This window comes from Pantoea sp. 1B4, from assembly GCF_016925765.1.
GTDB lineage: Bacteria > Pseudomonadota > Gammaproteobacteria > Enterobacterales > Enterobacteriaceae > Pantoea > Pantoea agglomerans.
In genome coordinates, this window is record NZ_JAEUWZ010000001.1 from 2,468,620 (window position 1) to 2,482,665 (window position 14,046).

The window sequence follows — 14,046 nt, forward strand, 5'->3', positions numbered from 1 at the left end:
TTGTTGCGGGAAATTAAACCCCCAGGCTATCCAGCAGCGCGGCAGAATGGGCGACCGCGCCAAAGATGCCGCCCTGCATATGGATCATGCTCAGCGCCGCCTCATGATGATGCTGCTCGGTCGCAGCACAGCAATCAGACAGCACCAGGCACTCAAAGCCGCGATCGTTGGCTTCGCGCAGCGTGGTGTGGACGCAGACGTCGGTGGTAATGCCGGTGAGGATCAGATTACGGATGCCGCGACTGCGCAATATCAGCTCCAGATCGGTGGCATAAAACGATCCCTTACCCGGCTTATCAATCACCACTTCACCCGGCAGCGGTGCCAGCTCCGGGATAATCTCCCAGCCCGGTTCACCGCGCACCAGAATACGGCCGCACGGTCCGTCATCCCCGATCCCGGCGTTCATTCGCCGCGAGCGCCAGCGTTTGTTGGCGGGCAAATCACTGAGATCGGGCCGGTGCCCTTCGCGGGTATGAATAACCGGAAACTGCCGGGCGCGCATCGCCGCCAGCACCTGCTGCAACGGGACAATGGGGGCGCGGGTCAGACTCACGTCATAGCCCATGCTGTCGACATAACCGCCCACGCCACAGAAGTCGGTCTGCATATCAATCACGATCAGCGCGGTGTCAGCCGGCGTAAAAGTGCCGTCAAACGGCCAGGCGTAGGGGGTTGAATTAACGCTATAGTCGGACATTGCTGTTCTCCATTACCGGGCGCGGCATGCGCATTTTGCTGATCACGCTGTAGCTGATGGCGGCGGTCACCAGACCAATAACCGCTTCACCAAATTGAGGGAAAGCGACGTGGGCGATCACCGCACACAGGCTGCCAATCGCCCAGGCGGCAAACGCATTACCACGAAAACGCTGCGCCGGACGCTGTTCGCTGATGCGCGCCATAAAAATTAAATCCACGATCATCACCGCACCAAACGGCGGCACCACAATGCCGAGCAGGCTGAGCCACTCCAGGAAGTAAGACCAGACGCCCGCCAGCGCCAGCACGCCGCCAATGGCACCCAGGATCAGCGTCCAGAGCCGCATTTTACTGCTGAACAGATGACTGAAGCCCACCGCCCCGTTATAGAGGCAGTGTGTGCAGACCGATCCGAGATTGATAAAGACAAACAGGCAGGCCACTACCGACAAAAAAGGCGCTGTGCCCCATCAGCATCGGCAGGAAGTTGCCGCCATTGGTCAGCGGATCAACTGCTGCGCCCACGGCCACAATCACCACACCGAACAGGTAAGAGATGACGTTAGCGACCGGAAAGGCAGAGAACGCGGCGATCACCGCCGAACGGCCATTCTTCGACCAGCGGGTAAAGTCAGCGGTCATGGTGCCGGAGTCAGCAAAACCGGCCACCACCATGGTGACGGCGGTGCCCATACTCATTGCACCGGCTGCGCTGGCGCTGCCCTTCCACTGCGTCACCACGGAGAAGTCGTGCTGTTTACTAATCAGCCACAGCGCCACCATTCCCAGCACCACAAACAGCGGCGCGGCGATCATTCCCAGCACCGACAGCGCCCGCACGCCCAGGAAGGTAATGCCGGTATAGAGGATCATGGCAAAGGCCGTCACCGCCAGCGCATTCCAGCCGAAGGTCTGATTAATGACCGTGCCGGTAAGGCCGGTCTGGAAGGCGTACCAGCCGATCACAACCGTCGAGAGAAAACCCGAGACCAGGATGTAGCCTTTGCTGCCAAAGGTGCGTCTGGCCTGCAGGGCGAAATTCATTCCGCTGTTACCGGCGTACCAGCTCAGCGCGCCGACATAGGCGAACAGCACCAGGTTTCCCAGCAGAATAGCGATCAGCGCAGGCCAGAACCCCAGATGCCAGGTGATGATGCCGCCAAACAGCGCATTGGTGAGGATCATCGGAAATCCAAACCAGACGGCCGAGACGGAGCGGGTAGAATGACGGTGCGACAGCGGTACCGGCTCATGTTCAAACTCCTGCTCCAGCGCAGGCGTAGTAGACGTTTTCATTGGGCGATTCCGGGTTGAAGGTGATTCCACGGCTGAATGCGCTCGAAAGCGGCACTGGCAGCCAGCACTAAGGCATCATCAAGATGACTTCCGACAATCTGCAGACCGACGGGCAAGCCGCTGGCGGTAAAACCGGCGGGCACGGACGCGGCGGGCTGACCGGTGAAGTTGAACGGGTAGCAGAACGAGAGCCAGTGATCGCTGCGGACCATGCGGCCATCAATGATCTCCGGTCCCTGCATCCCCAGCGGAAACGGCGGCACCGCCAGCGTTGGGGTAATCAGCAGGTCAAAGCGCTGCATAAAGCGCCACAGGCAGTTGCTGACCGCTTTTCGGGTGGTGATGGCATCGGTGAAGTTTTCCGCCCGCCAGTCGCGCTGCAGCATAGCGACCAGATGCGGCGACATCTCGCTGCCCTGCTCCGCCAGCATCCGGCGCATACCGGTGAGATCGCTCTCCATCGCCACCAGCGCGCCAAAGGCCGCCGACGGATCAGGGAAGCCCGGATCGGCCAGTTCCAGTTCAGCACCGATTTCAGCGGCAAAACGCTGCACCGCCGCGCTGACCACTGCCCGCACTTCCGGGTCAACAGCCACATAGCCAAAATCCGCGCTGAAGGCGATGCGCAGTTTGCCTGGCAGATGGTGTGGCGCACCCAGCCAGTCGACATCGCTGCAGGGAATCGAGTGGCGATCGCGCATATCCGGTCCGGCCATCAGTGACATCATCAACGCGGCATCGCGCACGCTGCGCGTCATCGGTCCGATGTGCTCCAGCGACTCCCAGCTCGAGACGCCAGGGTAGCGTTCATCACGACAGCCGGGCCAGAGCGGCACCCGGCCCATCGACGCCTTGAAGCCGAAAATACCGCAGTGCGCCGCCGGAATACGTACCGACCCGCCGCCGTCGCTGCCCAGTGCAATCGGGCAAAGCCGCGCCGCCACCGCCGCACCCGAACCGGCGCTGGACCCTCCTGGCGTCATGCTCAAATCCCAGGGATTCCGTGGCGACGGAAACAGCGGATTGTGCCCGACCCCGCTGTAGCCAAACTCCGGTGCGGTGGTTTTGCCAAGCAGAATGGCGTCGGCGGCCAGCAACCGTTCCACCGTGATGTCATCATCTTCCGGCACGAAATCTTTGTACGCCGCCGAACCGGAGGTGGTTCTGACGTTTGCGGTGCAGATTAAATCTTTCACCGCCAGCGGTACGCCTGCCAGCGCGCCCAGTGTTTCACCGCGTGCCCGTCGGGCATCCACGGCTCTGGCCTGTGCCATTGCCAGTTCAGGCGTCGGGGTACAAAAAGCCTGTATCGCCGGTTCCCGCTGTTCCATCCGTGCCAGCGCCGCCCCGGTCAGCTCATAAGCCGACACGTCCCCGCTGCGAATCAGAGCGGCCATCGTGGTGGCATCTTCGTCTAATAAGGAGTCAAACATGGGTTACCTCGCCAAAAGTGTACCTGTCAGCTAGTGCATGAAGCGTGCCAGTTAGCGGTGAATCATCCGGTCTGAAACGGGGATGCCAGATGGAATACGGGCTGGGATACAAGATCGAATTCTTATGATGCCAGGTGCAGGCGGCTGTTTATTTTTCCAGCACGATGATGGCGCAGGGCTGCGCGATAAGGGGGGCGTAATAGCTGAATGGTTAACGGGCTGGCTGAAGTCTGTTTTGACGTGTTCGATGGTCTGGAGTGCATGGGCGATTTCCGCCATATCAGCTTTGCAGGATTAGGCAGTGCTGTCGTTTCAAAAGCGTACTCCTGGCGTTAATGGCACACCATGAAAGCTTCTTTATAGGCGGTTTTGTTTTCCAGGCTGCATCAGGAGAGATCGTTGACCGCAATCGCCCGACACCCCTTGAGGAGATCTACGATGCTTTGCTTGGGTTAAAAAATGAACTACGCTACAATCGCCGGACAGGGTTGCCAAAGAAAGCGCCGCAACCTTTAATCCCGGACTGTTTCCGGGCTTATAAAGTAGTGACTACAGGGAGAGCTTGCTATGTCGTTTTACAATAAACACGATGAAACAACCCCTTTGGCTCCGGTCGAAACCAGGTATAAGGAGTTAAGGGCACTATTGATTGCTGAATGGCTGGCCAGACCCGATCTGCCCGCCATTAAAGCCCAGTTAGCTCAGAGGAAAAAACGCTCGTCGTCTGCCCTGTTACGCCGCAAGTTGAAAGAGCTGAATGCGCGCGAAATGCAGAAAGCTAAGATCAGCGCTTAACGCTTAAAGGCCCGATAACGGGCCTTTCGTATTTTTATCAGCTTCTGGCTCACTCGCAGACGGCTTTTCGCCACCCGCAACTCACCTGTTACTCCGGAAAATCCGTCTCCACTGACGTCTGTTTCCACGCTTCGATCTCAGCCAGCCGCTCTTTAAGCTTACTGGTCACGGCATCATGGCCCCAGGCGCCCATCACCAGATGGCGTGGCGGGTTGTCATGCTCAGTGATGGCGATCATTGCCGTGGCGGCTCGCGCCGGATCGCCCTTCTGAGTGCCGCTGTATTCGGCGGTGGCTTTCATCCGTGCGGCTGCAGTCTCTGCATAGTCTGGCAGCGTGCTCGGCGTCTGATGCAGTGAGCGTCCGGCCCAGTCGGTGCGGAACGGACCTGGCTCGACACAGGTAACGCGAATGCCCAGCGGTCCCGCTTCCAGCGCCAGCGAATCTGACCAGCCTTCCACCGCATGTTTGCTGGCAGAGTAGTAGCCTGAGCTGGCAAAACCAATTAAGCCTGCCACCGAGGTAATGTTGATGACGTGGCCGCTGCGCGCCTTTCTCATCGCGGGCAGCACGGCGCGGGTCAGTGCAAACAGGCCAAAGACGTTGGCATCAAACTGCGCGCGGATTTCGCTTTCCACACCCTCTTCCACCGAGCTCTGATAGCCGTAACCGGCGTTGTTGACCAGCACATCAATGGTGCCGAACGTGTCGAGTGCCGTTTTGACGGCCTGGTCGATGCTCGCCTGGTGGGTCACATCCAGCGCTACTGCCAGCGCGTTGTCGTGTCCCTCAACCAGATCGGCAATGGAAGAGGTATCACGTGCCGTCACGACGACCTTAAAACCACGCGCGATGGTCTGCTGCGCCAGTTCACGACCAAATCCGGTCGAACATCCCGATATTAACCAGACAGGGCTGGAGTGAGCAGTCATGGTAAGACTCCCGTTGATGATGATGAAGTGACTGGAGACCCGGACGCGAGTGCATCCGGGATTTAAGGTTAGCGAGGCGCGACCGCCCCACTTAGCCCTTAATGCTTTTTATTGAACAGCTGGCTGGCGGTGTCGCTGATGATCTGTGCCGCACCGCGATCGCCTTTCACCATCGACGCCATAAAGGCTTTCGCCTGTTTAAAGGTGATGTGCGGCGGTAACGGGGCAACTTCCGGATCGGTTTTCACCTCCAGCAATACCGGGCGATCGGCGCTGAGCGCACGCTGCCATGCCGCCGCCAGATCGTCAGGATTATCGACAAAAATACCGACCATTCCCAGCGACTGCGCAAACTCAGCATATTTCACATCCGGCAGTTGCTGCGAGGCGTCAAAGCGGGGATTCCCCTCCATGACCCGCTGCTCCCAGGTGACCTGATTGAGATCCTGGTTGTTGAACACGCAGACGATCAGGCGTGGATCGGCCCACTGCTGCCAGTATTTCTGGATGGTGATCAGCTCCGCCATGTTGTTCATCTGCATCGCACCGTCACCCACCAGCGCCACCACCGGTTTGTCGGGGTGGGCAAATTTTGCGGCAATCGCATAAGGCACCGCCGCGCCCATACAGGCCAGACCGCCGGAGAGCGAGGCGCGCTGACCCTGCTTAACCCGATAGTCGCGGGCGAACCAGTTGGCACAGGAACCGGAGTCCGAGGTGACAATGGCGTTATCCGGCAGTTGTGGCGACATCTCCCACACCACCCGCTGCGGGTTGACCGGATTAGCCGGTGCCATGGCGCGCTCTTCCATCAGCGTCCACCAGTCGCGCACCTGAAGCGCAATATCTTCCTGCCAGCTGCGATCCTCTTTGTGCTCCAGCAGCGGCAGCAGGGCGCGCAGGGTTTCAGCCGCATCGCCATGCAGGTTCACTTCGCTGGGATAGCGCAGGCCGAGCATGGCGGGATCGATGTCGATCTGCACCGCACGCGCCTTGCCCTCTTCCGGCAGGAATTCTGTCCACGGGAAGCCGCTGCCGATCATCAGCAGGGTGTCGCAGTTCTGCATTAAATCGGATGAGGGCTTCGTGCCCAGCAGGCCAATCGAACCGGTCACAAACGGCGCATCGTCCGGCAGCACATCTTTGCCCAGCAGCGCTTTTGCCACGCCCGCACCCAGCACATTGGCGACCTGTACCACCTCGACGGCGGCGTTACGTGCGCCTGCGCCAATCAGAATCGCCACTTTTTTGCCGGCGTTAAGCACCTCAGCGGCGCGTTGCAGATCCGCTTCATAAGGGATCACTTTGGGACGCTGATAGCCGCTGCCGGAATGGGTAAAACCGTGCAGATGCTGCGGCGGCTGCCACTCTTCATCCTGAATATCTTTAGGGATGATGATCACCGCCACGCCGTTTTGCGCTTTGGCGATGCGCACGCCCCGGTCGAGCAGATGGCGCACCTGGGTCGAAGTCGAGGCTTCCTGAACGAAGTTGGCAACGTCCGAGAAAATGCGATCCAGGTTCATCTCCTGCTGATAACTGGAGCCGCGCGCGGTCGCTTCCGCCTGTCCGGCAATCGCCAGCACCGGAGCATGATCCATTTTGGCGTCATAGAGTCCGGTCAGCAGATGGGTCGCGCCGGGCCCGCCGGTAGAGAGGCAGACGCCCAGCTCACCGGTGAATTTGGCGTGTCCGGCCGCCATAAAGGCCGCCATCTCTTCGTGGCGTACCTGAATAAATTCGATGCCGTCGCCTTTGGCGTTAGCACGCTGAATGGCACCCAGCACCCCGTTGATGCCATCTCCCGGATAGCCGTAGATGCGTGTGACGCCCCACTCTTTCAAGCGCTGGACAAAAAAATCACTGGTTTTCATGCTCATCGTCGCGTTTCCCCTTGTAGTCCATGCAGACTTAAAGCGTAGTAGACGATGAGCAATCGCCGTTAATTGTTCGCCATTGCCGGGTATCGCTGACGCAAATCACTGAATATTTGTGCCATATCCGCCGTTTCGCCTATCTCTGCCACTACCCGGAATACCTGGGTTTTCAGGAAGTGACGCCAGCTCACCGGCGCGCTTGCCAGAAAGGCGGTCAGTAACTGATAACGCTGTGGCGTCCAGAGCGTTTCGAAGCGACTCCGTGCTTCGCCGTGCTCAAAATGGTGCGCAGCCTGCTGCGGCATCGTGGTGCGCAGGTGCTCCGTTGCTGCCCGATCCACGTGGTGATCAACCACCACCACGCCATACTGCGTCCTGGCTGCCGCGACGCTGAGATAACCGCAGCGCACATCCTGCATCACCGCATCGGCATCGCGCTGTGCCGGCAGGCCATAACCGCCCGCGCCGGGCCCGCGCACTTCAACCACATCACCCGGCAGGCATTGGATCACATCAGTGTTGCCGTGATTGATGACCTCACCGTCGCGCCGGGTACGGAAGTAAGAGAGCGCCCCACTCTGGCCGCCGACGACGCCCGCCGAGGCAAACACCGATCGGTTACGGTTGCGCGCGGTAATGGTGGTATTGGGCGAGAAAATCTCAAATGCCATTTCGGTGGCTAAACCGCCGCGATAGCGACCGGCTCCGGCGCTGTCCTGGGCCAGTCCGTAGCGATGAAAGCGGATCGGCACTTCCGCTTCGTTGATCTCAATTGGGGTGTTTTTCAGAAAGGCTGAAAGACCGCCGGAGCCGTCAGGCCCGTCGTGACGCGGCGTGCCGCCCGCGCCGCCGCCCACCGGACCCAGCGAGGCAACCACGCTGCGATTCTGCGTCTGGGTACGGATGTTCATGATTGAGTTGCCGCCCGGTGAATTCGCGGGCAAACGCTCCGGCATCGCCAGCGAGAAGACGCCGATAGTGGCAATCTGCGACAGTGCACAGGTCAGCGAGCGCATCCCTACCGCTGCGGGCGCTTCACAGTTCATGACCGTTCCAGGCGGCAGGATTGCCCGGGTGGGTCGCAGCGTACCGGCGTTAAGCAGCAGTGAGCGGTCCAGCGTAGAGAGCACATAGGTAACACCCACCAGCGCCAGCGGATGCCGCTCACGTCCGCCAGTCGGCATATTCAGCGACGAGGCCAGTTGCGGATCGCTGCCGGTGTAGTCCAGCTCCAGCTGATCGCCCTGCACCCGCAGAGTAATGGCGATACGGCAGGGATAACCGCCCTCGCCATCTTCATCGGCGTAGTCGGCATAGAAGTATTCCCCGTCGGGAATGGTTTTGATAATGCTGCGCGCCTGCGCTTCGGCGTAATCGAGAATGCCCTCAATGCCCTGCAAAAAATCGGCGATGCCAAAGCGGGCAATAATGTCGTGGATTTTACGCTCGCCGACGTTCACAGACGCCAGCTGGGCTTTGAAATCGCCCCAGTTCTGATCCGGCACCCGCACATTGAGCCGCATGATGCTGGCGACCTCTTCGTTGAGCTGACCCTGCCGCATGATCTTCAGCGGCGGGATGCGAATCCCCTCCTGCACGATATCGGTCAGCGAGCGCGACAGCGAGGCAGGCACCGCGCCGCCGACGTCGGTGTTATGAATGTGGCCCACCACGAAGCAGACAATTTCACCCTGGTGGAACACCGGTTTCCAGATGTGGATATCGGGCGAGTGGGTCGCCACATTGCCGGCGTAGGCGTCGTTGGTAATGCAGATGTCGCCGTCAGCGTACTCTTCAATCAGCGCCAGTACCGGCGCATAGTCGATGCCGCTGTACCAGGGCGCGCCAAAGCTGCGCGGCGAGGCGAACGCCAGGCCGCTGCGGCTGACAATCTGACAGGAGAAATCTTCCGTCTCTTTCACAAAGGTGGAGTGCGCCGTGCGCATCAGGGTAAAGGCCATCGCATCGGCAGCCGCGGCGCAGTAGTTCGCCAGGATCTGTAAGTTACGTCCATCAATCGCCATGTTATGCCTCGTTCGCCGTGATCAGCAGATTACCGAATGAATCGACCGTGACGCCCATGCCGGGCGGCACGCAGGTGGTGCAGTCATCCTGGGCGATGATGACCGGGCCACTGAGCTGATGGCCGGCACGCAGCACCGAACGCAGCACTAAATCAACCTGATGCCAGCCGCCGTCGATCCACGCCCTGGTCTGTTTCAGTACCGGCACCGGTTCCGTGGCCGGAGCCAGTGGGTTAATCACCGGTTTCGGCGTCGGTGATGCAATCACCAGCCGCAGGTTGATCAACTGCACCGGCGCCTGCGGGTCACAGTGACCAAACAGCTGCTGGTGCTGGCGATCAAAGGCGTCATGCAGCGCAGTGAAATCCGCCTGCGCCAGCCAGTTCGTCTCCAGCGGTACATCGATCTCAAACGACTGACCGCGATAGCGCATATCCGCGCTGAACTGCAGGCTGTAAGGCATATCGCTGCCGTGCTCCTGGGCCAGCCAGCCACAGGCGCGCTGCTGTAATGCTTCGGCTTCACTGGCCAGGGTGTCGGCCAGGGCGGGTGTCAGATCGCCGTAGAGCGTGCGGATAAAATCGTTGCGGATATCTGCTACCAGCCCGCCCAGCGCGGACAGCACGCCCGGCGTCGGCGGCACAATCACCCCTTTCATATTCAGTTCGCGGGCCAGAAAACAGCCCATCATCGGACCTGCTCCGCCAAAGGCGAGGAACCAGAATTCACGCGGATCGAGTCCAAAGCGCGACAGCAGCCCGCTGGTGTCGCTGTACATGCTGGAGATCGCCAGCTGGATGGCGGTTTCTGCCGTTTCCTGCACCGTGACGCCAAGCGCATCCGCCAGCGGCTGCCAGGCCGCGCAGGCGGCGTCCACATCAACAGTGACGGCGTTATAACCCAGCGCGCCATGGCCCATCATGCCGCAGGCGGCGAACGCATCGGTGGCGGTGGGTTGCGTGCCGCCGCGCTGGAAGCAGACCGGGCCAGGCAGCGATCCGGCACTGTCCGGGCCCATCTGCAGCACGCCCTGACCATCGATCCACGCCAGCGAGCCGCCGCCCTGACCCACCGAAGTGACGGCGACAGAAGGAATAAAGATCGGGAAATCCCCGATGATTTCGCCGTTGCCCTGCGCCACTTTGCCGTCGATGATCACCGCCACGTCGGCGCTGGTGCCACCGATATCCAGGCTGAGGATTTTGTCAAAACCGCAGGCGCTGGCGAGATAGCTGGCACCAATCACCCCGGATGCGGTGCCGGAGAGCACCATCTGCACGCATTCGCGTTTCGCCTGATCGACGCCCATCACCCCGCCGTTGGATTTGGTGATGCGCGGCGGCGGCCTGACGCCGAGCCGTTGCAGCGCCTGCTCAAAGGATTCCAGGTAGTGGATCACCATCGGCTGCACATAGGCATTAATGGTGGCGGTAATGGTGCGTTCATATTCACGGATGATCGGCCAGATGTCAGCGGAACAGGAGGTCAGCAGCTCGGGTGCCACCTCGTCGATAATCGCCTTCACCGCCGCTTCATTGTGCCGGTTGCGATAGCTGTGCAGCAGCGACACCACAATGCCCTGACAGCCTGCCGCGCGTGCCTGAGCGATTGCGTCGAGCACGCTCTGGCGATCAGGCGCGTGCAGCACGTTGCCGTGCGCGTCACTGCGTTCACGGATGGCAAACACCCGATCGCGGGTGATTAGCGGAGCAGGACGCCGGGAGAAAAGATCGTGAATATGCGGGATTTTAAGCCGGGCCAGCTCCAGGACATCGCAGAAGCCCTCCGTGGCGAACAGTGCCAGCCGCACGCCACGCCGCTGGATCACCGCGTTAATGCCTACCGTGGTGCCGTGGGTGAAGTAGCCAATCTCAGCGGGGTCAATGCCCTGATTCTGCTGAAACTGCGCCAGTCCGGTAACGATTTCGCTGCCTGGCTGATCCGGTCGCGACAGGACTTTCAGGGTGTGAATCTGGTTCGTTTGCTGATCGAGCACGGCGAAATCGGTAAAGGATCCACCAATATCCACGCCAACGCGGTATCGCATATCGGGGTAACTCCAGTGTCAGGAAGGGGGAAATTCCATCAGCGCCTCGGGATGCTGCACCACACGCCAGCCGAGCCGCTGATAGACCTGATGGGCATCCTGGGTTGAGAGCATCCAGCGATGCACCGTTTGCAGCTCCGGGTGTTCACGGACGCAGGTTGCCAGCCAGCTGCCCAGCCCGTGACCGCGCCAGTTTTCATCAATCATTACGTCACACAGCCAGCCAAACCGGGTGTAGTCAGTAATCAGTCGGGCAAAGCCAATCTGGCTCTGCTGGTGATAGAGGCCAAACGGCAGCGAACCGGCAATCGCCCGCACGGTTTTGGCCAGCGGCTGGCCTTTGGCCCAGTAGGATTTCTCCGCCAGCTGGATGTGGATCCACGCCAGGTCGAGCCGCTGGCGGCTGGTGGAGACAGTGAACGCCTCGCGCTGCCACTGCTGGTCAGCAATCTGCAATGAGTCCATGACAACTCCTTGTATCGGTTGAAAACAGTGTAAAAGGGTTCGCCCAACGGTTGAGGCTGTAGCGCGCCACAGAACCGGCTGTTGCGACTGAATTTTGCGTCATGAAGAAATTTTATGCTGAGGGGGGCGTCTGGCACATTAACGGGAGAAGTGAAGCGGATGGGCGAACAAAAGTGCTGCTGGGGTGAATCGCGAAAGAGTAAGCAGAAACAAGGCAGGTGACGGCCCTCTCTCCACCGGTAAACATGGCGAGGGCGACGCCTGGCCGCCCGCTACACGCCGAACTCCACCGAATTGTGCTTGCCGATCAGCGATCGCAACGGCACGCTGCTTTTCATGATCGGGGATTTGATCACGATATAGCTGAAGTACTTATCGATGCCGATCTGAGCGTCGAGCATCTTCTCAATCACTTCCTGGTAATGTTCAATGCTGCGGGTAATAAAGCGCAGCAAATAGTCATAGCCGCCGGTAATCAGATGGCACTCCATCAGCTCATCGACGTCGCGCATCGCACTTTCAAATTTCATAAAGTCTTCGCGGCGATGGCCTGACAGGGTGACTTCGGTAAAGACCGTCACCGAATCGGTAATGCGGGTGAGATTAATGTGCGCTTCATAACCGGTGATAAAACCGGCCTGTTCCAGACGTTTGACCCGTTGCAGACAGGGACTGGGCGAAAGGCCTACGGCGTCGGCGAGGTTAACGTTGCTGATACGGCCATCTTTCTGGAGTTGCACCAGGATGTTGATGTCGATGCGGTCGAGTTTCATTAAGCCGTTCATAGCACCCCCCCTCATTGTCAGAGTCTGTCCCACCAGGCGTCATTGTTGCAGGCAGTCTGGAGACGGACAGCGCGGAACAACCGGTGCGTACATGGCGTACGTGAGGATTGTAAGCACTGACCAGGTTCAGACTGACAAATGAAATAGCCTGATGGGATAGACGCTTAATTAAATGTGCAGAACCTCCCGAAGGTATATCACGCTTTACCGTAAACGCGCCAGCGCTTCGCAGTGGTTATACCAGCGGGAGATTTTCAAATTACTTTAACAATATCAATGAGGAATCGCACTTTACCCCAACCGGCCTGTGGCGCGGGCCAGCGCAATATCGAAGATATGCAGAGCCTCTTCAAGCTGTGAGTCGGTGGTGACCAGCGGCGCCAGGAAACGGATGGTGTTGCGATGCAGGCCGCATTTGATCAGCAGCAATCCCTCCTGACAGGCGCTGTCGAGGATCTTCTGGGTTAAGGCCGCATCCGGGCGACCGGTTTCGAAATCGAGGATCTCCACCGCCTGCATAAAGCCCACGCCGCGGACGTCACCGATGCAGGCATATTTATCCGCCAGCTGCCGCAGTCGTGCATTGAGTTGCTCACCAAGCTGGCAGGAGCGCTGCAACAGGTTTTCCTGCTCAAACAGATCCAGTACCGCCAGCGCCGCCGCACAGGCCAGTGCGTTGCCGCCATAAGTACCGCCTAAACCGCCAGGCGTCGGTGCATCCATGATCTCCGCACGCCCCACCACACCGGAAATCGGCAGACCGCCGCCCAGGCTTTTCGCCAGCGTGACTAAATCGGGTTTGATACCCAGTTGCTGGAAGGCGAACATCGTGCCGGTACGCCCGAAGCCGGACTGGATTTCATCACAAATCAGCAGAATACCGTGCTGGCTGGTGATGCGACGCAGCGCCTGCATAAATGCCGGGCCAGCGGGCAGGAAGCCGCCGTCACCCTGAACCGGCTCAATGATAATCGCCGCGACCCGCTCCGGCAGGATCTGCACCGCAAACAGCTGATCCAGCGCTTTCAGGCAGTCCGCTTCAGTAATACCGTGCAGCGGGTTCGGGAAGGGCAGACGGTAAATATCGCCGGGGAACGGGCCAAAATTCTGTTTGTAAGGCGCGGACATGCCGGTCAGGGTGATACCCAGCAGGGTGCGGCCATGAAACGCACCATCAAAAGCGATAATGCCAGAGCGCTGGGTGTGTGAGCGGGCAATCTTCACCGCATTTTCCACCGCTTCGGCGCCGCTGGTAAAGAAGACGCTTTTGTACGCCTCATCGCCGCCCACCAGTTTGTTCAGCCGCTGCGCCAGCTCGATGTAGCCCGGATAGGCCACCACCTGAAAGCAGGCATGAGACACCAGACCGAGCTGGCGGGTCACCGCATTGACCACCGCCGGGTGATTGTGGCCGACATTCAGCACCCCGATGCCGCCGACAAAGTCGAGATAGCGATTGCCCTCCACGTCCCACACTTCACTGCCTCTGGCGCGTTCGATCACCAGCGGATGGGCGGTAACTACGCCGCGCGGCACGTTCTGCTCGCGTGCATCCAGTAACAGGCTGTTATCGGAGTATGCTTGCTGCTCTGCCATGACATTCTGCATTTTAAACCCTCATCCACGTAACGTTCGGTTGGCTCAAGTATCGCAACCCGCTGGTTTGTCACGCTGCCGTAATTCCCCAGACA

At 59.7% G+C, this 14,046-nt stretch carries 10 protein-coding genes and 1 pseudogene; 1 reads left to right on the top strand and 10 read right to left on the bottom strand.

Going from position 1 to position 14,046, the window contains the following annotated elements:
• Positions 1 to 13: 13 nt before the first annotated feature.
• The 3 genes and pseudogenes from JNO11_RS12075 to JNO11_RS12085 all read right to left on the bottom strand — a co-directional run bounded on the left by JNO11_RS12075 (position 14) and on the right by JNO11_RS12085 (position 3,431).
• Positions 14 to 700 carry an isochorismatase family cysteine hydrolase gene (locus JNO11_RS12075; RefSeq protein WP_311972992.1) on the bottom strand — a complete coding sequence of 229 codons (687 nt, stop codon included), beginning with the start codon at positions 698 to 700 and terminating at the stop codon, positions 14 to 16.
• Positions 687 to 1,998 (bottom strand): annotated as a pseudogene (locus tag JNO11_RS12080) (cytosine permease). Before JNO11_RS12080 ends, JNO11_RS12075 begins: the two are co-directional and overlap by 14 nt.
• Positions 1,995 to 3,431 carry an amidase family protein gene (locus JNO11_RS12085; protein WP_325177340.1) on the bottom strand — a complete coding sequence of 479 codons (1,437 nt, stop codon included), beginning with the start codon at positions 3,429 to 3,431 and terminating at the stop codon, positions 1,995 to 1,997. Before JNO11_RS12085 ends, JNO11_RS12080 begins: the two are co-directional and overlap by 4 nt.
• Before the next feature lie 567 nt (positions 3,432 to 3,998).
• Between JNO11_RS12085 and JNO11_RS12090 the strand changes: the two genes are divergently transcribed.
• Positions 3,999 to 4,226 carry a hypothetical protein gene (locus JNO11_RS12090; protein ID WP_029519618.1) on the top strand — a complete coding sequence of 76 codons (228 nt, stop codon included), beginning with the start codon at positions 3,999 to 4,001 and terminating at the stop codon, positions 4,224 to 4,226.
• An 88-nt stretch (positions 4,227 to 4,314) separates the two neighbouring features.
• Here JNO11_RS12090 and JNO11_RS12095 read toward each other — a convergent pair whose 3' ends face one another.
• The 7 genes from JNO11_RS12095 to gabT all read right to left on the bottom strand — a co-directional run bounded on the left by JNO11_RS12095 (position 4,315) and on the right by gabT (position 13,963).
• On the bottom strand, positions 4,315 to 5,157 hold the full coding sequence (locus JNO11_RS12095) for an oxidoreductase (protein ID WP_010247836.1): 843 nt from the start codon (positions 5,155 to 5,157) through the stop codon (positions 4,315 to 4,317).
• A 98-nt stretch (positions 5,158 to 5,255) separates the two neighbouring features.
• On the bottom strand, positions 5,256 to 7,037 hold the full coding sequence (locus tag JNO11_RS12100; protein ID WP_033767679.1) for a thiamine pyrophosphate-requiring protein: 1,782 nt from the start codon (positions 7,035 to 7,037) through the stop codon (positions 5,256 to 5,258).
• Positions 7,038 to 7,099: 62 nt separating this feature from the next.
• Positions 7,100 to 9,058 carry a hydantoinase B/oxoprolinase family protein gene (locus JNO11_RS12105; RefSeq protein ID WP_325177341.1) on the bottom strand — a complete coding sequence of 653 codons (1,959 nt, stop codon included), beginning with the start codon at positions 9,056 to 9,058 and terminating at the stop codon, positions 7,100 to 7,102.
• A gap of 1 nt (position 9,059) precedes the next feature.
• A complete protein-coding gene (locus JNO11_RS12110; protein ID WP_325177342.1) occupies positions 9,060 to 11,105 on the bottom strand; it encodes a hydantoinase/oxoprolinase family protein in 2,046 nt (681 codons plus the stop codon).
• Positions 11,106 to 11,123: 18 nt separating this feature from the next.
• Positions 11,124 to 11,570 (bottom strand): GNAT family N-acetyltransferase, encoded by a 447-nt coding sequence (locus JNO11_RS12115; protein ID WP_060680517.1) that lies wholly within the window; start codon positions 11,568 to 11,570, stop codon positions 11,124 to 11,126.
• A gap of 272 nt (positions 11,571 to 11,842) precedes the next feature.
• A complete protein-coding gene (locus JNO11_RS12120; RefSeq protein WP_010247853.1) occupies positions 11,843 to 12,355 on the bottom strand; it encodes an Lrp/AsnC family transcriptional regulator in 513 nt (170 codons plus the stop codon).
• Between the two features lie 291 nt (positions 12,356 to 12,646).
• Positions 12,647 to 13,963, bottom strand: coding sequence for a 4-aminobutyrate--2-oxoglutarate transaminase (gene gabT, locus JNO11_RS12125; protein ID WP_010670905.1), 1,317 nt, complete (start codon positions 13,961 to 13,963; stop codon positions 12,647 to 12,649).
• Positions 13,964 to 14,046: the final 83 nt, after the last annotated feature.